The organism is Terrabacter sp. Soil810 (assembly GCF_001429645.1).
Lineage (GTDB): Bacteria > Actinomycetota > Actinomycetes > Actinomycetales > Dermatophilaceae > Terrabacter.
Genome location: NZ_LMSW01000011.1, coordinates 1115591 through 1135393 on the forward strand (window position 1 = coordinate 1115591; position 19803 = coordinate 1135393).

General features: G+C 70.1%; 17 protein-coding genes and 1 other RNA gene. 10 read left to right on the top strand and 8 right to left on the bottom strand.

What is annotated here, in order from left to right; all coding sequences use genetic code 11:
• Window positions 1-750 carry a YaaA family protein gene (locus ASG96_RS11065; protein ID WP_057587948.1) on the bottom strand — a complete coding sequence of 250 codons (750 nt, stop codon included), beginning with the start codon at window positions 748-750 and terminating at the stop codon, window positions 1-3.
• Window positions 751-901: 151 nt separating this feature from the next.
• Between ASG96_RS11065 and ASG96_RS11070 the strand changes: the two genes are divergently transcribed.
• Complete coding sequence (locus tag ASG96_RS11070) at window positions 902-2338, top strand: RNB domain-containing ribonuclease (RefSeq protein WP_057587949.1); 1437 nt, start codon at window positions 902-904, stop codon at window positions 2336-2338.
• Window positions 2339-2421: 83 nt separating this feature from the next.
• Window positions 2422-2931 (top strand): hypothetical protein, encoded by a 510-nt coding sequence (locus tag ASG96_RS11075; RefSeq protein ID WP_057588402.1) that lies wholly within the window; start codon window positions 2422-2424, stop codon window positions 2929-2931.
• 129 nt (window positions 2932-3060) lie between these two features.
• Here ASG96_RS11075 and ASG96_RS11080 read toward each other — a convergent pair whose 3' ends face one another.
• Window positions 3061-3852 carry a hypothetical protein gene (locus tag ASG96_RS11080; protein ID WP_157610785.1) on the bottom strand — a complete coding sequence of 264 codons (792 nt, stop codon included), beginning with the start codon at window positions 3850-3852 and terminating at the stop codon, window positions 3061-3063.
• A 175-nt stretch (window positions 3853-4027) separates the two neighbouring features.
• Between ASG96_RS11080 and ASG96_RS11085 the strand changes: the two genes are divergently transcribed.
• From ASG96_RS11085 to ASG96_RS11095, 3 genes are all read left to right on the top strand, one after another.
• Window positions 4028-5665 carry a peptide chain release factor 3 gene (locus tag ASG96_RS11085; protein WP_157610787.1) on the top strand — a complete coding sequence of 546 codons (1638 nt, stop codon included), beginning with the start codon at window positions 4028-4030 and terminating at the stop codon, window positions 5663-5665.
• 4 nt (window positions 5666-5669) lie between these two features.
• Window positions 5670-6407: a hypothetical protein gene (locus ASG96_RS11090; protein ID WP_057587951.1), complete on the top strand. Its 738-nt coding sequence runs from the start codon at window positions 5670-5672 to the stop codon at window positions 6405-6407.
• A 72-nt stretch (window positions 6408-6479) separates the two neighbouring features.
• Window positions 6480-6833, top strand: coding sequence for an STAS domain-containing protein (locus ASG96_RS11095; protein ID WP_057587952.1), 354 nt, complete (start codon window positions 6480-6482; stop codon window positions 6831-6833).
• Between the two features lies 1 nt (window position 6834).
• Here the strand turns inward: ASG96_RS11095 and ASG96_RS23220 are convergent, their stop codons facing one another.
• On the bottom strand, window positions 6835-7218 hold the full coding sequence (locus ASG96_RS23220) for an ATP-binding protein (RefSeq protein WP_056758484.1): 384 nt from the start codon (window positions 7216-7218) through the stop codon (window positions 6835-6837).
• Window positions 7219-7299: 81 nt separating this feature from the next.
• Between ASG96_RS23220 and ASG96_RS11105 the strand changes: the two genes are divergently transcribed.
• Complete coding sequence (locus ASG96_RS11105) at window positions 7300-9099, top strand: PP2C family protein-serine/threonine phosphatase (RefSeq protein WP_057587953.1); 1800 nt, start codon at window positions 7300-7302, stop codon at window positions 9097-9099.
• Window positions 9100-9191: 92 nt separating this feature from the next.
• Window positions 9192-9587, top strand: an RNA gene (gene rnpB / locus ASG96_RS14840) — RNase P RNA component class A.
• Between the two features lie 246 nt (window positions 9588-9833).
• Here rnpB and ASG96_RS11110 read toward each other — a convergent pair.
• The 3 genes from ASG96_RS11110 to ASG96_RS11120 all read right to left on the bottom strand — a co-directional run bounded on the left by ASG96_RS11110 (window position 9834) and on the right by ASG96_RS11120 (window position 14880).
• The gene (locus ASG96_RS11110; protein ID WP_056758478.1) at window positions 9834-11720 is read right to left on the bottom strand and encodes a CHAT domain-containing protein; all 1887 of its coding nucleotides are present in this window, start codon (window positions 11718-11720) and stop codon (window positions 9834-9836) included.
• Between the two features lie 661 nt (window positions 11721-12381).
• The gene (glsA, locus tag ASG96_RS11115; RefSeq protein WP_082591730.1) at window positions 12382-13407 is read right to left on the bottom strand and encodes a glutaminase A; all 1026 of its coding nucleotides are present in this window, start codon (window positions 13405-13407) and stop codon (window positions 12382-12384) included.
• Between the two features lie 366 nt (window positions 13408-13773).
• Window positions 13774-14880 carry a phosphotransferase gene (locus ASG96_RS11120; RefSeq protein WP_057587954.1) on the bottom strand — a complete coding sequence of 369 codons (1107 nt, stop codon included), beginning with the start codon at window positions 14878-14880 and terminating at the stop codon, window positions 13774-13776.
• Between the two features lie 371 nt (window positions 14881-15251).
• On the opposite strand from ASG96_RS11120, the gene ASG96_RS11125 reads away from it, so the two are divergent.
• Window positions 15252-15683 (top strand): VOC family protein, encoded by a 432-nt coding sequence (locus tag ASG96_RS11125; protein WP_057587955.1) that lies wholly within the window; start codon window positions 15252-15254, stop codon window positions 15681-15683.
• Between the two features lie 74 nt (window positions 15684-15757).
• On the opposite strand, the gene ASG96_RS11130 is transcribed toward ASG96_RS11125, so the two are convergent.
• Complete coding sequence (locus tag ASG96_RS11130; RefSeq protein WP_056758469.1) at window positions 15758-16450, bottom strand: GAF and ANTAR domain-containing protein; 693 nt, start codon at window positions 16448-16450, stop codon at window positions 15758-15760.
• A gap of 489 nt (window positions 16451-16939) precedes the next feature.
• Here ASG96_RS11130 and ASG96_RS11135 point away from each other — a divergent pair, with 489 nt between their 5' ends.
• Window positions 16940-17353: a PPOX class F420-dependent oxidoreductase gene (locus ASG96_RS11135; RefSeq protein ID WP_057588405.1), complete on the top strand. Its 414-nt coding sequence runs from the start codon at window positions 16940-16942 to the stop codon at window positions 17351-17353.
• Window positions 17354-18284: 931 nt separating this feature from the next.
• Here ASG96_RS11135 and ASG96_RS11140 read toward each other — a convergent pair.
• Window positions 18285-18722 carry a hypothetical protein gene (locus ASG96_RS11140; protein ID WP_056758466.1) on the bottom strand — a complete coding sequence of 146 codons (438 nt, stop codon included), beginning with the start codon at window positions 18720-18722 and terminating at the stop codon, window positions 18285-18287.
• Window positions 18723-19329: 607 nt separating this feature from the next.
• Between ASG96_RS11140 and ASG96_RS11145 the strand changes: the two genes are divergently transcribed.
• Window positions 19330-19662 carry a hypothetical protein gene (locus tag ASG96_RS11145; RefSeq protein ID WP_157610791.1) on the top strand — a complete coding sequence of 111 codons (333 nt, stop codon included), beginning with the start codon at window positions 19330-19332 and terminating at the stop codon, window positions 19660-19662.
• Window positions 19663-19803: the final 141 nt, after the last annotated feature.

Genomic DNA, 19803 nt, shown 5'->3' on the forward strand with positions numbered 1-19803 from the left:
TCAGGCCCTCGGCGTCGTGGCCAGCTGCCACGGCCGGCCCGCGCGCGGCGGGGGCGTCAGCTCGACCTCGAAGCGCTCCGAGAGCCGCTCGGCCAGGGCCTGCGGCGTGCGCGGGGCCTCGGCCTGCACGAGCTCGCGCGTGACGAGCCCACGGGTGTGCTTGGCCATGTGCGAGGCGCCGGGGACCGTGATGTGCACCCAGCGCTCGGCACGCTCGCCCGTGGGACGCCACACGGCGGCATACGTGCTCGACCGGCAGTCGACGACGAGCTCACGGGGCTTCACCGCGGCGTCGAGCGCCGCCGGCAGCTCCTTGCGCCACTCGTGTGAGAGGTAGCCGACGCCGGGAAGGGTGCTGCAGATGTTGACGCGGTAGGCCGGGACGCGGTCGGCGAGGCGCAACGCGCCGAAGAGGGCAGAGACGACGACGACCCAGCGGTTGGCGCGGCGCTTGGCGGCCGCGTCGAGGGAGTCGATGTCGAGTGCCTGGTAGAGCACGCCGGTGTAGACGTGGGACGCGGCCGCCGTGGGTGCCGTCAACAGGCGGGTGTTGCGCTCGATGTCGCCGACGAGGTTGGGGCTGACCGACAGGACGGTCGCCGCTTCCGGCTCGCCGCTCAGCCGGGCCACGGTCTCGACGAGCGACTCGCGCAGCGGCGTCAGCTCCGGGAAGGAGAGGGTGCCGAGGTCCAGCGACCGCCCCCGCCGGGGTGGGGTCTTGCCCTCGGACGGGGGGAGCAGGATGAGCACGGGGGCCAGCCTAGGCAAACCGGACAGCGATGTCTCATCGCGCCGCGTGTCGCAGACGACGAGAAACGGTGCGGTCCGACGCGCCCGCAGCGGCCGGCCGGAGCGAGGTTCGCAGCCGCCCGGAGCGGGTCGTGATGCGTAGGGTGGCGCCATGGCCCAGCGACACATCGTCTTCCGCCCGGCGACGCAGCCCGGCGACGTGGCACGGCAGCTCACGGCTCGCTTCGAGGCGGTGCGCCGCGAGTTCGAGCTGCCGGACCAGTTCCCGCCGGAGGTCTTGGCCGAGGCGGCCGCGGCTGCCGGTGCCGCGACCCTGCCGGAGCGCGACGAGACGGCCGTCCCGTTCATCACCATCGACCCGCCGACGTCGATGGACCTCGACCAGGCCATGTCGATCGAGCGCAGCGGCGAGGGCTACCGGGTGCGCTACGCCATCGCCGACGTGCCGGCCTTCGTCCGTGCCGGCGGCGCCGTCGACGCAGAGGCGCGCCGGCGCGGGCAGACGGTCTACTGCCCGGACGAGCGCGTCCAGCTGCACCCCTCGGAGCTGAGCGAGGGCGCGGCGAGCCTGCTGCCCGAACAGGTGCGGCCCGCCTTCGTGTGGGACATGACGCTGGCGGCCGATGGAGAGGGCACCTCCGTCGAGGTCTACCGCGCGATGGTCCGCAGCGTCCGGCGCTACGACTACGAGCAGGTGCAGAAGGAGGTCGACGCCGGCACCGCCGAGGAGTGCCTCGTGCTGCTCAAGGAGGTCGGTGAGAAGCGGGTCCTGCTCGAGCGCGAGCGCGGTGGCGCGACGCTGCCGATGCCCGAGCAGGAGGTCGAGGAGGTCGAGGACGGCGGCTTCCGCATCTCGTTCCGCCCGCTGCTGGCCTCGGAGGACTGGAACGCCCAGATCTCGCTGCTCACCGGCATGGGCGGTGCCGACCTCATGCTGCGAGGCAGGATCGGCATCCTGCGCACCATGCCGCCGCCCGACCCGCGCGACCTGGCGCGCTTCCGCCGACAGGTCGCGGCGGCGGGTGTGGACTGGCCGAAGGGCCTGTCCTACGGCGAGCTGCTGCGCTCGCTCGACCACACGGACCCGCGGCACCTCGCGCTCATCCACGAGGCGACGACGCTCTTCCGCGGCGCTGGCTACACGCCCTTCGACGGAGAGGCGCCCGCGCAGCCGACGCACGCCGCCGTCGCCAACCCGTACGCGCACGTCACGGCGCCGCTGCGCCGCCTCGTCGACCGGTTCGGCCTCGTCGTGTGCGAGGCGATCTCGGCGGGCCAGGACGTGCCCGGCTGGGTGCGCGAGGCGCTGCCGACGCTGCCCGAGATCATGTCCGCCTCCGACCGGCGCACGAATGGGGTCGAGCGGGCCTGCACCGACGCCGTCGAGGCCGCCGAGCTGCACCCGCTCGTGGGGAGCACGGTGCAGGGGGTCGTGGTCGACGAGAACGAGAAGGGCGTCGTCGTCCAGCTCATCGACCTCGCCGTCGTCGCCAAGGCCAGCGGGTCGGCACAGGCCGGCGAGACGGTGACCCTGAGGGTCGACGCGGCCGACGTCGCGACCGGCACGATCGCGCTCTCGGTCGCCTGACGGCCGGCGGGTCGACGGTCACGCGGCGGGCCGCGCCCGAAATGCGGTGGCACCGCGCCGCCGCCGCTCCTAGCCTCGTCGGCATGCGGGTGAGCTTCGCGAGGACCGGTGATCGAAGCTACGAGGTGCGCATCGCGCGCGACCTCGCGACCGACCTCGTCATGAGCCCGGCCCCGGGGTGGAGCGCCCTCGCTCCGCACGACCTCGTGCACCTCGTCGTGGAGCACCGCTTCGGGCTGCGTGACGGCATCTTCGGCCAGATCGCAGCCGGCGGCAACGCAGGCACCTTCGTGCCCACCCAGGAACCGCGCACGAAGGCGTGGGCACGTCGCGTCGAACGTCGGAACCAGTCGCGCGGCACGCAGATCGGGCGGTCCGAGCAGCTGGCCGCTGCGGTCTACCCGGCGTGGCTGCGGCACCGCGGGATGACGCCCGACCTCCACCACGCTCGAGCCGAGGAAGCCATCGCCGACCTCGGACCCCGGGAGCTCGCCGAGGCGTTCGCCGACCTCGACCGCCTCTCGGCAGCGTGGTCAGGGCTCGCGGTCGGCGAGTCGCTCGACGTCGACTGGCCCTGGCCCGAGCGACGCTGAGGGCGGCCGGCGGCGGCTGTGGCCGCCGGGGTCAGGACGCCACCGGCCGTACGCCGTGGCCGGCCACGGACGAGGTATGCCGTCGCACCCGGGGGGCGGGACGGCATTCGTCGTCCGTGGCTCGGGCGCTCAGGGAGCGGTGACGGGGCCGGTCGTCGTCGCGGCGGGGTCGGGCGTGGACGGTGCCGTGGGCGCGGCCGGGTCGGGGGACCCCGCAGCTCCACCCGGGTCGGCCGGGGTCGCGGGGGTCGTCGCGGCAGGGGTGCCGGTCGACGGGGCCTGACCCGGGGTCACGTCGGTCCCAGAGGTCGTCGCCGGCGCGGGCGTGGCCGCGGGAGCGGTCGGCGTCGTCGCGAGCGACCCGGTGGCGCCGCTGTCGGAGGCGCCGCTGCCGTCCCGAGCGGTGTCACCGGCGGTGTCGGCCGGGCTGTCGACCACCGCCCCCGCGCTCGCGCGCACGCCGAGGTCGGTGCCGGTCACCTTTGCGCCGGTCGCGAGCTGGAGTCCGGTGAGGAAGGCCGCAGCGATGACGAAGACCGCGCCCGTCGTGACGAGGACGCGTCGGGTCGTCGCCCGGTCGGGGCGTCGCCACCAGGTCTCGCGGACGACCTCCAGGTCGGTGCCGTCCGCCCCTCGGCGGGAGCGCACGAGCACCACGGCCTCGCGGGCGCGGGCCATGGAGTTCGTGTAGAGGCTGGCCGCGATCGCCGAGATGACGCTGAGCACCGCCGCGCCGGCAATGGTGCCGACGACGCCGAGTCGCGAGCCCAGGGCCGCTGCCGTCGCCGCCGCCATCGAGCCGCCGAGCAGCTGGGTCAGGGAGAGGTCGAGCAGCTTCGCTCTGGGCCGTGCGTCGGGCTCCGCGTCTGGCGTGGAGCCGGGTCGGGTGTCGGGCAGGTCGTCGGTCAGCTGTTCGGTCATGGTCCTGGGGTCGGTTGCGATCGTCATCTCCCATGCACGACGAACGACGGTGCCGGATCGTTGACGTGAACCGGCAGGTGTGACTCGGGTCACCTCACCGCCCAGGCGTGACGGCGGTACCGATTCGGGCGATCGTGCCCAGCGGTGACAGACTCGGGGCGATCACTGGAGGACCATGGACGCCACCGCCCTGCACGACCGCGAGCTCGCGGAACGCCGAGACCCCGACGGCGCGGACCACAACGGGGGAGCGGTCGCCGAGGAGGCGGCCCGCCGACGCACCTTCGCCGTCATCTCGCACCCCGACGCCGGCAAGTCGACCCTGACCGAGGCGCTGGCCCTGCACGCGCGCGCCATCGGCGAGGCCGGCGCCGTGCACGGCAAGGGCAACCGTCGTGGCGTCGTCTCGGACTGGATGGAGATGGAGAAGGACCGCGGCATCTCGATCACCTCCGCGGTGCTCCAGTTCGCCTACGACGGCACCGTCATCAACCTGCTCGACACCCCCGGCCACGCCGACTTCTCCGAGGACACCTACCGCGTGCTCGCAGCCGTCGACGCCGCCGTCATGCTCGTCGACGCCGCCAAGGGCATCGAGCCACAGACGTTCAAGCTCTTCGAGGTCTGCCGCGCCCGTGGCGTCCCCGTCATCACCGTGGTCAACAAGTGGGACCGGCCCGGCCTCGACGCGCTCGCGATCATGGACGAGCTGACCACCCGGATCGACCTGCACCCGATGCCGCTGACGTGGCCGGTCGGCGTGGCCGGCGACTTCCGGGGCGTGCTCGACTGCGCGACCGGCGACTTCGTCGAGTTCACGCGTACGCCGGGCGGTGCCACCGAGGCCATCGCCACCCGCATGTCTGCGGAGGAGGCCGAGCGGTCGCTGGGCTCGGTCTGGACCGACGCCGTCGAGGAGTACGACCTCCTGCGCTCGTCGGGCCACGACCTCGACCTCGAGCTGTTCCTCTCGGGCGCGGCCTCGCCCGTGCTCTTCGGCTCGGCCGTCCTCAACTTCGGCGTACGCCAGCTGCTCGACACGCTCGTGACGCTCGCCCCCGCCCCGGGCGCGCGACCCGACCGCTCCGGCGCCCCGCGTGACGTGTCGGCGCCGTTCTCGGGCTTCGTCTTCAAGATCCAGGCCGGTATGGACCGTGCCCACCGTGACCGGCTCGCGTTCGTCCGCGTCTGCTCGGGCCGGTTCAGCCGCGGCATGGTCGTCACGCATGCCGACACCGGACGTCCGTTCGCGACGAAGTACGCCCAGAGCGTCTTCGGCCGCGACCGCTCGACGCTCGACGAGGCCTTCCCGGGCGACGTCATCGGCCTCGTCAACGCCAACGCGCTGCGGGTCGGCGACACCCTCTTCGCCGACGAGAAGGTCACCTTCCCTCGCATCCCGCTCTTCGCCCCCGAGCACTTCGCCGTCGCGCGGGCCGCCGTCACGGGCAAGCAGAAGCAGTTCCGCAAGGGCATCGAGCAGCTGGGCGAGGAGGGCGTGGTGCAGGTGCTGCACTCTGACCGCCGTGGCGCCCAGGCGCCCGTGCTCGCGGCCGTCGGGCCGATGCAGTTCGACGTCGCCAAGCACCGGATGGAGCACGAGTTCGGCTCGCCGATCCGCCTCGAGCCCTTGAGCTACTCGGTCGCGCGCGCCGTCACGGCAGCCGCCATGCCGATCGTCGACAGCCGCCCCGGGGCGGAGTCGCTGACGCGCGAGGACGGCCTGCACGTCGCGGTCTTCGCCGACAAGTGGCGCCTCGCGTCCGTCGAGAAGGACCTGCCCGTCGGCGCCCTCACGCCGATCTTCGGGTGACGTCGTGAGCCGGCGTTTCGAGGAGATCGACTGGCAGCAGACGCCGATGGGCGAGATCAGCCTCCGACGTCGAGTGGAGCCGTCGCTGCTCGTCGACGTCTACGAGGTGAAGCTCGGTGAGGAGTTCCTCATGTCGAGCCTCTTCACGGTCGCCGAGATCGAGCTGGCACGGCTCGGACTCGCCGCCGTCGACGGTGACGACCTCGACCTCGACGTCGTCGTCGGCGGGCTGGGCCTCGGCTACACGGCCGCAGCCGCCCTCGAGGACGCCCGCGTGCGGACGGTGACGGTCGTCGAGGCGCTCGGGCCCGTCATCTCGTGGCACGAGCGGCAGCTGCTCCCGGACACCGCGGCCCTGACCGACGACCCGCGGACCGCTCTGGTGGAGGGGGACTTCTTCGCCCTGGCGCGCGAGGGGAAGGGCTTCGGTGTCGCGCCGGAGCTCGTGCACGCCGTGCTGCTCGACGTCGACCACACGCCGCACCACGTCCTCCACCCCAGCCACGCCGACCTCTACACCCGAGAGGGTCTCGCGCGACTGGCCGCCGGGCTGCACCCCGGCGGGGTCTTCGCCCTCTGGTCGGACGACCCGCCCGAGGACGCCTTCACCGCGCTCCTGGCAGAGGTCTTCGCCGACGTCGCGGCCCACGAGGTCACCTTCGCGAACCCGCTCACCGGCGGCACGTCGTCCAACACCGTCTACGTCGCGAACACGACCCCCGGACGCCGGCCCGCCGACTGAGCGCATCTGCCCACACACCGCCCGCGGACGTCCTACGGTGAGGCCAGGACACCGACGTCGGCAGGAGGTTCGATGAGCGTCACCGTCTCGAGCACGGGGGGCGTCACTTGGGCCCGGCTCAGCGGAGAGATCGACACGTACACCGTGCCGGACGTCCGGGCGGCGTTCGAGGAGCTCGCCATCGAGCCCGGTCAGAAGGTCGTCGTCGACCTGCGGGACGTCACCTTCCTCGACTCGTCGGGTCTCGGGGCCGTCATCGGGCTCTACCACCACGTGGGGGAGCACGGGGGCCGGCTGCAGCTCGTCTGCGGCGACATCACCCTGCGCCTCGTCAGACTCATGCACCTCGACCAAGTCATCGACGTGGTCGACGCGTCGGAGCCGTCGGAGCCGTCGGAGCCGTCGGAGCCGTCGGAGCCCTCGTAGGTCAGGATGCCAGCCTGAGGTGCACGCCGATGCGCGTACGCATCGGGCGGGCCTCGATGGTCAGCCGGTCACTCAGGCGCTGGGCGATCCACAGCCCGCGTCCGCTCGTCGACTGCTCATCGAGCGGGAGGACCTCCGGCACCGACCCGGTGCCGTCGTCGTCCTCGACCGTGAAGACGAGCGAGTCGGCCGTCTCGTCGATGAGCAGGACCCCGTGGCCGCCGCCGTGGACGATGCTGTTGACGGCCACCTCGTGGACGGCGAGCACGGCGTTGTCGGCCCGGTCGGGGATGCGTTCGCGGGCGATGGCCCGCACGATCTCGCGCACGCGGCGGAGGTCGTCGGGGCCGAACTCGACCCGGCCCAGCTCGCGTCCCCTGGCCACCCGCCGACCCGTCACTCCTGCATGCTCCCACTTCTGCCCCATCCGTGGGTGCCCGAGGCCGCCGACTGTCAGGATGGCCTCATGAACGCGCCATGGCAGAGCCCGGGGGCGAGCCGCGCCTCGGTCGCCCCGCGACTGGCGGCGTTGGCGGGCATCGCGGCCCAGGTCGCGGCGGCCACGACGCTGGACGAGCTCACCGAGACCATCACCGAGCGCGCCTCGACCGTCATGGGGGCCTCCCGCGCCGTGCTCGCGGTTCAGGACGGTCCGGCGCGGCTGCGCACGATCGCGACCCACGGTCTGACCCCGTCCGAGGCCCGTCACTGGGCGACCCTCGACCTCGACGCGCACTCGCCGCTCACCGACGCCGTCCGGACCACCCAGATCGTCTCGGTCGAGGGGCGGCAGGAGCTGCTCGAGCGCTACCCGGATCTCGACGACGGCACGGAGCGGTCGTCGGTGACGCTGCCGCTCATCTCGCGCGCCGACGGGTCGGCTTTCGGGGCCGTGGGCTTCCGGTTCGAGGGGCAGGTCGGGCCGGTCGATCCCGACCTGGTGTGGGTGCTGGGTGTGCTTGCCGACATGTGCGCGCAGACCATGCTGCGCCTGCGTGCCGAGGCGCAGAGCGCCAACCGCGCCGCCCAGCTCGAGTTCCTGGCCGACGCGTCGCAGGCGCTCGCCACCTCGCTCGACTACCGGCAGACCCTGCGCCAGGTCGCCTCGCTCGCCGTGCCCGCCCACGCCGACTGGTGCTCCGTCCAGATGGTCGACGACGGCGTCCTGCGGACCCTCGCCGTCGCCCACATCGACCCCGACAAGGTGCAGCTCGCCCGCGAGCTCGAGACGCGCTGGCCCCCGGACCCGGACCGGCAGGGTGGGGCGGCGCACGTGGCTCGCACCGGCGAGAGCTTGCTCGTCGAGAACGTCACCGACGAGATGCTCGTCGCGTCGGCCCAGGACGACGAGCACCTCAGGGTCGCGCGCGAGCTCGGCCTGCAGAGCGCGATGTCGGTGCCGCTCGTGGCCAAGGACCGGGTGCTGGGCGTCCTGACCTTCGTCGTGGCGGAGTCCGGACGCCGCTACACGCACGACGACGTCGCCTTCGCCGAGGACCTCGCCCGACGGGCAGCGCTCGCCATCGACAACGCCGACCTCTACTCCCAGACGAGGCGCGTCGCGTCGGTGCTCCAGGCGACGCTGCTCCCGCAGGACCTGCCCGAGATCCCGGGGTGGCAGATCGGCACGGTCTACCGGCAGGCCGGTCGCACCGACGTCGGTGGCGACTACTACGACGTCAGCGGCCTCGACGACGGCCGGGTCACTGTCGTCCTCGGCGACGTCATGGGTCGCGGTGTCGACGCCGCGGTCGCCGGGTCGCGGATGCGCTCTGCCGCAAGGGTGCTCGCGACCCAGGACCCCGAGCCCGACGCGCTTGCCGGCGCGATGGACCGCTTCATGGCGACCGAGCCGCCGACGCAGATGGCGTCCTCGGTCTACCTGCTCTTCGAGCCGGCGCGGGACGACCTGGCCGTCGTCGTCGCCGGTCACCCCCCACCCCTGCTCGTGTCAGGCGGTCGGACGCGCTTCGTCACCGAGGACGGCTCACCGGTCCACGGCCTCGGCGAGATCCCGCGGCTGGCCGCCCGGGTGCCGTTCGTCGCCGGCGACCTCCTGCTGATGTACACGGACGGACTCGTCGAGCGCCGCGGTGAGAGCATCGACATCGGGCTCAAACGGCTGCAGGTCGCCGCCGAGGAGCTGCTCACGGACGTCGGGGACGACGCCGACCTCGACGATGTCCTCGCCGAGCTCGCCGAGGTCGTGTCCGACCCCGACCGCCACGACGACGTCGCCGTTCTCGCCTTCCGCCGTCTGGTCTGAGCACCCTGAACCGCTCGAGCGCCCGGCCGGGGGAGCCGGCCCGGTGGGCGCCGACGCGGCGGACGGCATACGCGCCTATGCTGGTGCGCGGATGAGTCGGCCAGACGGTCGCGTCAGGGCCTCGGCCCTGCCGAGGAACGTCCGGGCTCCACAGGGCAGGGTGGTGGCCAACAGCCACCCGGGGTGACCCGCGGGACAGTGCCACAGAGAACAGACCGCCGGCCGCTTCGGCAGCCGGTAAGGGTGAAACGGTGGTGTAAGAGACCACCAGCGCTCCAGGTGACTGGAGCGGCTCGGTAAACCCCACCCGGAGCAAGTCCAGACAGTGCACGATCGACGCCCTCGGGTGTCGGGGAGACCGGCCCGGTCGAGTGCGCGGGTAGGACGCTCGAGCCGGCCAGCAATGGCCGGCCTAGATGGATGGCCGTCGCCACGTCACCGGTAACGGTGGCGCGGAACAGAACCCGGCGTATCGGCCGACTCATCCACTTTCAGGCCTCTGACCTGCGGTGATGTGTTTGGTCACCCCCGTTGGTCCGCAATGCGTCCGCCCTGCTCGACGACGAGCTGGGCCAGGCGGAGCCGACCGGCAGGAGTCGGACAGGCGTTGGCATGGGACAACGAAGACTTCCGTTGTGAGTCCGGTGTGGGTGCGTGGTTGCTCCGCACCTCACTCCGATGTCTTCGTCATCCTCCAGCAGGCACGCCGCGCCTGACGTCGGTGGTCAGTCCAATTAGGGCTCAGCGGATACCCGTACGTCGCATCCCGCGAAGTCGGCGAGGTAGACCTCGGAGCGTCCGTTCGGCTCGAGCCGCAGCGGGCCTTCGCCTTGGGGCACCGTGCCGAGGTCCACAAGCTGTCCGTCCGCGGCATCGTGCAGCTCGAAAGCGCACTGGCCGTAGCTGTTGAACGCCAAGACCTGCACGGCGACTTTACCCGGAGCCTTCGGTGCCGCGAAGACGTCGGTGTCACCCGTGCCGGCCTTCTGGCTGAATGGCAGGACGGCCTTCCCGGACCCGGAGCGCTGGACCACGAGGCAGCCCGGGTCGTTTGCTTCCCATCGGAACGTGCCTTCGGTCTGCATCTGGAACGTCTTGGTCCCCCAGACACTCTCGAATGGTCTCTGATCGCCGGTGTCGGTGTTCGTCACTGTGACAGTGCAGCCGTTGCTGCCCTTGATCTTGTTGCTGATGACGAGCCGCCAAGCGGCTGCCGCGGTGATCTCGTTGCCTGCTGGGCGTCCCGCGTCCCTCCGGTCCAGGATCAGCAGGGTGGCCGCGGTCCCGGCGACCGCAATGAACAGTGCAGCCGCGGCAGCGTAGACCCGGCGGCGGCGCGGCCGCGCTAGCCGGGCGACGCGAGTCGGCCCGCCGACCGTTGTCGCGCCCTCTGCTGGCTCTACCTGAAGAGACCGGGTGCGGTCTCCCTCCCGTGGACCAGATGCCGGAGCGGTGCGCTCCATGCTTGGCGGGTCGGGCTCTCCTGTCGGCGAGACGGGATCTCCTGTCGGAGGGACGGGTGCTGCATCGGGCTTGACATCGAAGAGTCGTGTGTCGTCGCCGCGCACACATAGAACGGGTGTCACCCACTCGAGCGTGTCTCGGGTGACACCGAGGATGCCGATCCTCCCGCTGCGCATCGCCTCGTCGATGGCGCGACCGTGCGCGAGCGACATGTAGAAGCCGCGCGCAAAGGCGATGGCCGCTCTATCACTGATGGCGAACTGCATCGCAGCCACAGCGTTGATCCCGCTGCGTACCAAGGCTGCTGCCGTACCCGAGAAGAGGTCGTCGGTGCTCTCGGCCGCGGTGAGGCACGCGTTGAGCACGACCAGTCGCGGCCGTTGCCTGGCTTCGTGCAGCAAGTCCGCGAAGCTGCTCGCGTTGATGAGGTCCGCGCGCCCGTCGGGTCCGACGAACGCGAGCACGCCCTCGTCTCGTGTGTGGTCGAAGGCGCCGTGCCCGATGAAGTGCAGGACGTGCCACGACTCGTCTAGCAGCTTCTCGTGCAGACGCTGCCAGCTTGCGTCGAGGAGCCACTCGAGGTGGATCCATCCGGTATCGACCTGCTCGCCCAGGGCCTCCTCCAAACGTGCCCGTTCGCCGGCAACGTCCAGTGAGGGCAGCGTGCTCGGCGATGCGATGAGTGCGAGCACCCGCAGAGGTGGCTCGAGGGGAAGAGTTGGTGTGGCGGGCGTCGTCCCGATCTGCCGCAGCAGCGGCTCCTTGCGACACAGGTAGATGCGCCCCTCACGGTCATAGAGGGCCTCCCAAGGCAGCGCGGCGAGCCCCGGCGCTGTGAGCCGAAGAAGCAGGCGCACCCCTTCACCACGGTTTTCCGCGACGGCGACACTTGTGCGGTAGGCCTCGCGCACCTGCCCGGCGAAAACAGCGTCGAAGAGCAGGGTGCCGACCGCCTCCAGAGATGACTCGTGCGCCGGCGTGACTCGACGAGCCGCGATGGACGAGGCGAGAATGCTGTCCTCTAGCCCGTGCCGCTGCGCGAGCAGACCCTCCACGTCGAGCGCGCACGACGTCGTGGGCTCCCCCGCGCCGACCGAACGAAGCACCCGCACGGTGAACCGACCGGCCACGCCCGCCGGCCCGATCTCGATCTCCATCACTGAATCCATGCGCCGCCTCGCCCATGCATCCTCTCGATCATCCCCTTGGTTCGTCACGTTGTCAGCCGAAACGCACCCCGCGTCAGTTCTCTGACCGAGCCCGGTCGAATACGCGCGTCAGCTGCCTATGCCGAGGGTCGGCTCAGCTTGCCTGCAGTCAATGCTGGTGGGCGCGGCGGCACGGCGGCGTGACGACATCCCGTTCAAGGGCCGCCACGCGTGTGGAATCGCCAACCCTCGTGGGGCGCAGCGTGCTGGCTCGTCAGGGACCGCCATCGCCTACACCTCAGCGGTGACGGCGTGCAGATCGAACAACAGGCACGTGGAGCCCAAAGGTCGGCTACCAGGCCCGAACGCCGGCGTCCGCTGTGCAAGCCACTCGGTGACACAGGAATCGGAGCCGCCAGTGGGCCAAGCCGAGCAGCCTGTACAAGACGGTGTCCGCGGCAGACATGACCGGGCTTGCAGCCGAAGGGAATCGACGCGCCTGACTCTCGTGCTCGGAGGACGGGGAAGGTCACCGGCATGGTCGCGCGATCCATCGTGCGACCCGGGGCCGGACTACCAGGGGACCGACGTCGAACTGGGCTCCAGGTACCGGATGCTCGGGCTGACCGGGAGGAGAGAGTCGGCGGGCTGGGTGCCTCGCACGGCCTGCCTAGTCCTTCGAGACCGTCACCGAGGCGAAGAGGTTGAGTCCGAGCCGTTCCGCCAGGTACTTGGTGACCAGCTGACCGCGCACGCTGTTGCCCGCCACGTCCAGGGGAGGGGAGAACGTGGCCAGACCGCCCTTGCCGGGTGCGACAGTGACGATGCCGCCGCTCACCCCGCTCTTGCCGGGGACCCCGACCTCGTAGAGCCAGTCGCCGGACAGCTCGTACAGACCGGCTGTGGCCATCACCGCCAGAACACGCCGGCACGCGCCGGGCCCGACGACCGCCTCTCCGGTCACCGGGTTGACGCCACCGTTGGCGAGCGTGGACGCCATGACCGCAAGGTCGTGGACGTTCACGTCGAGAGAGCACTGGCGGGTGTAGACGTCGGTGGCCTCGTCGGGGTCGAAGTAGAGACGGCCGTAGCTCTGCAGCAGGTGGGCGATGCCCTGGTTGCGCAGGTTGGTGGCGGACTCCGAGGCGTAGACCCTCTCGTTCAGGCTGAGCTCACGGCCGGCGAAGCGCGAAAGGCCGTCTCTGACCCGGTCCCACTTCTCCGCCGCGGTGCTCCCCGGCACCAGACTCGTGGCCGCAATCGCGCCCGCGTTGACCAACGGGTTCATCGTCCTGTCCAGGTTGAGCTCGACCGCCACCAGCGAGTCGAAGGGGAAGCCGGTGCTGTTGACCCCGAGCAGGCGGCGCGCGTCGACGTCTCCGACCGCCTCACAGACCAGCGCGAACACGAACGGCTTCGACACACTCTGGATCGAGAACGTTCTCTCGACGTCCCCGATCTCGAACGACCTTCCTCGAGCTCCCACCACCGAGATACCGAACCAGTCCGGCGACGCCTCGGCCAGGACCGGGATGTAGTCGGCCACGGCACCTTGGCGGTTTGCCCGATACCGCTCGTACGCCTCGGTGACAGCGACCTTGACCTCGTCCGGTTCTGGTAGCTCTCCGGTCGAGATCGACGACCTGACCGCTTCCTCGTCGAACGGCAGCTGCTCATGCATCGACAGCTTGCTCATGGCGCGCCTCCAATGCCGGATGTGCGAAGCCTATGACACACCTGCGGCGCCACCATGGCCTTCAGGGTCTTCGGCCCGGGTGCGCGGGCGGTGAACGTTGTCAGAGCGTCGGCGACCCGGAAGGTCCAACGCGCGTGGATCGCCGAGTGCATGCGGCAGGCAGCGAGCACCTGGTTCGCACCGCGGCGCCGTCTCATGCGCGATTCAGATTGAATGCGCTCCCAGGACATTCACGGTCGATGAGCCGAACTGAGTCGACGTCGTTGACAGCATCCAGGTGGCCACGACTGCGTGCAGCGAGTCACGTGTCCATTCCGTCGTCTCACTCCAGTCCGATCACGCACCCTGTCTGGCTCCAGCGCAGGGTCACGTGCCGAGCCGGCGCCGGAGGCGGTCGGCGCGTTCGAGCATCGCGGCGCAGTGCCCGAGCCCCGGGTGCTCGAGGGCCGGCAGGCAGGCCCTGAGGACGTCCTCGTCCGGTGCGCCCTGTGGCAGCTCGTCCAGGGAGCGTCCCAGCAGGTAGAGCACCCACGAAGCATGCCTCAGCGCCACGTTCGCGGCATACGCGAACTCGACTGCCTCACGCCCGACCCTGACACCGTCGTCGTGCAGGGCGGCGAGGTAGGCCTCGAGCACGATCGTCTCCACGCGCGGCAGGTCAGGCTCGGCCACCTCGACGAGCAGCTGCGCGAGGTCGCTGCCGAGTGGACCGGTGCCGACCATCTGCCAGTCGATGGCCCACACGTCCCAACCACCCTCGGCGGACCGCCGCACGACGAGGTTGTTCACGTGAGCGTCGTTGTGGCACAACGTCTGTGGCAGCCATTCCAGGACCTCGATGAAGGGGGTCGGGTCATCCAGGGCAGCGACGAGCGGAGCCGGGTCGACGCCCATCGCGATCTCGAAGCGTCTGAGGCGAGCGGGCCGGTCCCACAGCACGTCGTGCACGACCCGGAGCTGGGGCAGGCACGCGTTCCGGAACCGCCCGACCAGGTTGCCGGTCAACCACGCTCGCGCAGGCAGCGGCGGGCCCTGGACGTAGTACGCCTGGAAGCGGCCGAGCGCAGCCGCGGCGACGGCGAACTCCTCGTCGTCGTAGCCCGACACGTGCGACACCTCGCCGATGTCCTCGAACAGGATCACGACAGCCTCGGGGTGTGCTTCGACAACGCCCAGGCACCGAGGAGCGCGTAGGCCCAGGCCGTGCTCCAGCACACCGCTGATGGCGACGTCGGCCTCGCGCCTCCAGTAGATGACGGAGTGAGGGGTCTGCCTGTCGTGCGGGCTGGGGCGGACGACCTTGGCAACCAGCGACCACGCTCGGTCTGTCCCGTTCGTCGTGGCGGTCCCGCGAAGTCGGGTCGCGGCACCGGATGTCGGGTTGTTGGCCGCCCCCAGAGCGAGCTCGGTGGTGGCCCAGTCGCCGACCTCGGCCGCCTCGTCGGCCAGGAGCCGCCGGACCGCAGCCGTCACGTCGGGACGTTGGTGGTCAAGGCCGGCCCAAGACATGCACACCTCCCCGCCCACTGTCCCATCGGCATGCGCGACGCGCAGCCCTTCAGCCGATGACCGTCCAAGGACTCAACGCCTCCGCCCCGGCCACTTCGTCCCGGCGGCAGCTCGGTCCCCCTACCGCGTGGCTTCCGTGCCCCACGATGCCAACTTCGCATTTGTGCAGGTCAGGGGCTTGGGGCACTACAGGCAACACGGACGACCGGGCTGTTTCAATCTCCGGCGTATTGGCCGACTCATCCACCTTCGAGCCCCCGCCGCTGCCGACGAGATCTCTGGAGGATGCCGTCCGACCGGCGTAGCGTGAAAGCCCATCGTCTGGGGGAGTTGCCGTGTCGAACCTCGTGGTGCACTTCGAGATCCATGCGTCTGAGCCGCAGGCGCTCATCGACTTCTACGGGCAGCTGCTGGGGTGGACGTTCACGCAGTTCGGCGACATGCCCTACTGGTCGATCGACACCGGCGATGGCGCCATCGGCATGAACGCCCCCGGCAAGGGCATCAACGGCGGGCTCACGCTGCGTCAGGGCCCGGCACCCGAGCGCGGCGGGCCCGTCAACGGCTGCAACGTCGTGGTGGGCGTCGACGGCAGCATCGACGAGCTCTTCCAGCAGGGCCTCGACCTCGGGGCCTCGGAGGCACTGCCGCTGGCCGACATGCAGGGCATCGGCCGTGTCGGCTACCTGCTCGACCCCGACGGGAACGTCTTCGGGCTCATCTCACCGGTGCTGTCCGACGGCAGTGTCGCGATGGGCGGTGGCTGAGCGGCACAGCGGCCCCCAAAGACGACAAACGACGCTCGGCCGGGACCTGTCAGGTGAGCCGCAATCGTGCGTCGTCACGAACGGGAGCGGACGATCAACCGGGCCACGGCTACGACCGACACTCCGGCGCGGTCCGCAGCATCGTGAAGCTTGGCGTCGGCCTCGCGGGGCGAGATGCCTTGCTGGGCCGCAAGGATGCCGGCCGCGCGGCTGAGCGTGTCGAGGTCCTCGATCCGTGCGGGGGTCTCCGTCGCTCTGGTCCGGGTGGTGAAGGAGAGATCGGCGTTGTGCACGGCACCCGGGACCCAGGCACCGAAGATCTCGGCGAGTCGCTGCTCGTGACCGCTGAAGGTGTCGCTCCCGGCGCCGTAGACGTTGATGCCCGCGGTGACCGTCTCGCCAGTCAGGATCGGCAGAGACAGCGTGCTGCGGACTCCAGCGGTGGCGCTGGCCTGGGCGAAGCACTGCCAGCGCTTCTCGTCGAACAGCTCCTCCTCGTCCGTGAGCACGGTCTCGCCGGCCCCGACCGCGTCGACGCAGGGACCGCCGTCGACGAACTGGACTGCGTCGAGCGAGGCCACGGTCTCGGAGGTCGCCACATAGGTGAAGGTGACACCTTCGCGAACGAGGCCAAGGCTGAACCCCACGATCCCCGGGGCCGCTGCCAGAACCGTCGCCGCGATGTCCGTCAGGTCGTCTTGCAAGGCTGAGTCGCCGTACTGGCCGAGTCGCTCGAGGGCTTGCCGCGTCTCCGGGATCGGTTCCATGCTCTTGAAGTACCCATTGGGCTCGCCTACCCGAACCCCGTGGGCAACACAGGGTGAGGAAGTGAGCGTCGCGGGAGGCGACGGCTACCTCAATCCAGAGCGGACGCGAAGGAGACATGCAACATAGCCGCTCAAGAAGATCGCAACCCACTGCCCGAATCGACCTGAGTCGCAATGGTTTTGGCTCCTTCATTGCAACAACCACGCGATGTGGAGGCTCGAGAAGCTGGCCGGTCCCGTCGCCCGGCCACCGAAGGGAGACCGATGATCGAACGACCGTATGACACGGCTACGCCCGCGTCCCGGTCGGTAGCCGGGTCGCCGTCGCGGCGCCTCGGCCCGAACTGCGTGGACCGGGCTCCGATCGCGGCTTCAGAACGAATGGGCCTCGGACCGGTCATACGATGTCAGTACCAGCCGCCCGCCGCGGACGGATCCGCGGAGGCTGTTCGGCTGCGCCGAAGGAGGTGGGGGCGCCCGATGCGAGACATGGATGCAGCTGAGGCTCGAGCGTTTCTGGGCTCTGGAGCTCGCACTGCAAAGGTGGCAACCGCCTCCAGCACCGGAAAGCCGCTCGTCGCGCCTGTGTGGTTCATCCTCGACGGTGACGACTTGGTGTTCCTCACAACGGCGACGAGTGCGAAGGGTCGTCATCTTCACGCGAACCCTCGGGCAGCCGCCGTGGTCGAGGACGATTCGTTTCCCTATGCATTCGTGGTGGCAAGGGGTTCGGTGACTCTTGACGATGAGCCGCCAGATCGGTTGGGGTGGGCCACGCGTATCGCCTCGCGCTATGTACCGGACCGGGCCGACGATTTCGCGGCCCGCAACGATGCTCCGGGGGAGACGCTGGTGCGGCTGCACCTCGAGCGGATATTCGGTCAGGCCGAACTCGCGTTATAGCCGGCCTGCAACAAGGACGTCCGGGACGTTGCACCACAGGCGTCAGGCGTACTACATCCCCGCCTCGCAGCCGAACATGACCTCTGAGGAGATCAGCCGGTCGGCACCCTGAGACGCGCGCGGCAGTACGACGCTGCCTTCGAGGTCTCGGCGAGCCCCGCGCGAAATGCGCTGGAGTCCCGCATCGCTATTACGGAGTCGGTGCCATCTGCGCGGTTAGCCTTCCCGGATGAGCAGCCCGCGCGAGGAGGGGAAGTCGGCCGCGGCGGTCGATGACGCCGACATGGGAGTTGGCGAGACGGGTTGGGACCCAAAGACCCGCACGCCGACCACGGAGCCCGTAGCTGCGCTGGACGCGCCGCAGCGTTCGAGCTCGACCAGCCTGACGTGGTGCGGCCCGAGGTAGCCGAAGAAGTCCTTGCCGATCAGTCAGCAGGGACCGCGGGAAGCTGGAGCGCAGGGCCCTACCTTTTCGAGAAGCTCGATGCGCCCACTGACGATGACGAATACCGAGGTCCCGCGCGGGCAGCATCGCAGCTCGCACCGAATCACTGAGGACGCTGCCAGGACCACCGCACTTCGGCTCCATCGCTCGGACGGCGACATGACGGGGCGAGCGTAGCCGCCCCTCAACGCGGCGGATCCGTTCAACTGGCGGCGCCTCCAGCGCCACCTCGTTCGCTTCCTCTATCGAAGGTGGCGTCAGAGGTCATCGTGATCCGGTCGCACGAGATCCGTGGCACCAGCTCATGCCAGCTGGGCGCACGTAGCCCCGCCAGGCTGCGCCGAGGTCGCTGTTCCAGAGTTGCCTCCGGTTCGTCCTGCCACCGCACCATGTCGGCCCTCGCTCCCGACGTCCGGTCCGGCTGAAGCGGAAATGCGTGAAGAAGAAGCGAATCATGAGGTACCGGCTCACCCCGCACCCCTGGGACTAAACGCGTGTGTAGGTGACGTCGAAGTCGTGGATCCACTCGCCGTCTTCGACGAGGTAGCAGGAGCTTTCGATCGTCTTGCCGTCCTCTGAGAGCGTGCCTTCGAAGCGCTGATCGAAATCATCAGGGTTGCTCGCTTGGCGCCACCACTTCCAGACGCCGTCCTGGAAGCTCATATGGAGCAGGCGCGAGACCGCACGGGAGTCGAAGTAGTGCGCGGTGAAGTCGCCTTCGGCGTCCTCGTCCGCGGCCATGATCAGGACGACGCCCTCGGGAAACATCGGGTTCGCGACGATCGAGCGCTGGAGGATCACCTTCTCGTCACGGAGCCACTCCAGTGTCATGTCGCCCGTGACCTTTTCCGCGACGTGCCGCGGGGCGTCGACGAGCTGGCGCCAACGACCGATCAGCGGCTCGAGATCCTTGATGTCCGGCACAACGCCGAGCCTACCGACGCACGTAGCCCGACAGGACGCCGTGGCGGATCGACCGGGCACCTGATGCGGCACCGCCCGCACACGAGTGCTGCGCTACCGGCTTGGTCGGGCGATCGTCGTCGCCCTCGGAGCGGCGTTGTCGAGCGCCTTGGCCGCCCTCAGCGCGGCAATCTGGTCGCCGCCACCCCTCCGCTGACTGAGCATCCCGCGGAGCAATGGCCCAGCTACCGTCCTTCCATGCCCGCCCGTGCAGCCGTCGTGGATGACTCTGCCTGGATCGCCGCTGCCCTGAACCGCCGCCGAGAGCCACTGGTCCAGCACGCGCCTGTGTTCTGGCGATCTGCACCTGACGCGTGAGCCGGCACCGCGCTTTCCTTGACCAGCTCCTCAGGGACAGCAGCGCCATGGCTTATCGAACTGACGACTCAGTGCTTGTTGCTTCCCTCGAGCGGACGGATGGCTGGTCGACGACTTCTTCGTCGACCAGGAGAGCTGGACGCGTGACGGCCGCGACCTCTGGATCGCTCCCAGCCGCGACTGTCAGGGCGACCACGTGCGGTTCGTGTGTCCGGCCTACGAGCAAGCCCGAGGAGCCTTCGCCCTGCAGGTGGGACTGACAATCACGGCCTCGTGGTGGTTGAAGGAGCTGCCAGGCTCGGGCGGTGGCGACGCCTGCGTCGAGGTCACGCTGCCCGGGGCCCAGGCGATCACGGTTCCAGCACCACCCGTGTACGCGCCGCCGGGGCCCATCCTCTTTCTGCCTGAAGTCGCCAACCCTCAGCAGGCCGTGCCTGTCGCGACCGGTCAGGCCCACGACCTCGGCTGCGCGGCCGTCGTGGTGAACGTCGAGCCCGGAGATACCGACCTGCCTCCGACGTTGGCGAACGCCGGCTTTCGACGTCATTGCGACTACTACGAGGGCGCGATCAGGTCGGTCTGACGCGGGCCACGCTCCAGACAGGTGACCTGACGGGCCTCGGAGTCGGGGCCGATTCGGGCTCATTTCGGGCTCTTTGTCGCTAAAGTGGTCAGGTTGGGGTGGTACTCGACCCCGAAAGGGGGAGCCGTGCGAGATCTTCGG

Excerpts from the sequence above, each read along its gene's own strand:
- ASG96_RS11105 (WP_057587953.1), top strand. The coding sequence starts at position 7,300 with ATGAACGCGCCATGGCAGAGCCCGGGGGCGAGCCGCGCCTCGGTCGCC.
- ASG96_RS11085 (WP_157610787.1), top strand. The coding sequence starts at position 4,028 with ATGGACGCCACCGCCCTGCACGACCGCGAGCTCGCGGAACGCCGAGAC.
- ASG96_RS11135 (WP_057588405.1), top strand. The coding sequence starts at position 16,940 with ATGGATGCAGCTGAGGCTCGAGCGTTTCTGGGCTCTGGAGCTCGCACT.
- ASG96_RS11075 (WP_057588402.1), top strand. The coding sequence starts at position 2,422 with ATGCGGGTGAGCTTCGCGAGGACCGGTGATCGAAGCTACGAGGTGCGC.
- ASG96_RS11110 (WP_056758478.1), bottom strand. The coding sequence starts at position 11,720 with ATGGAGATCGAGATCGGGCCGGCGGGCGTGGCCGGTCGGTTCACCGTG.
- ASG96_RS11070 (WP_057587949.1), top strand. The coding sequence starts at position 902 with ATGGCCCAGCGACACATCGTCTTCCGCCCGGCGACGCAGCCCGGCGAC.
- ASG96_RS11080 (WP_157610785.1), bottom strand. The coding sequence starts at position 3,852 with ATGACCGAACAGCTGACCGACGACCTGCCCGACACCCGACCCGGCTCC.
- ASG96_RS11095 (WP_057587952.1), top strand. The coding sequence starts at position 6,480 with ATGAGCGTCACCGTCTCGAGCACGGGGGGCGTCACTTGGGCCCGGCTC.
- glsA (WP_082591730.1), bottom strand. The coding sequence starts at position 13,407 with ATGAGCAAGCTGTCGATGCATGAGCAGCTGCCGTTCGACGAGGAAGCG.
- ASG96_RS11130 (WP_056758469.1), bottom strand. The coding sequence starts at position 16,450 with ATGGAACCGATCCCGGAGACGCGGCAAGCCCTCGAGCGACTCGGCCAG.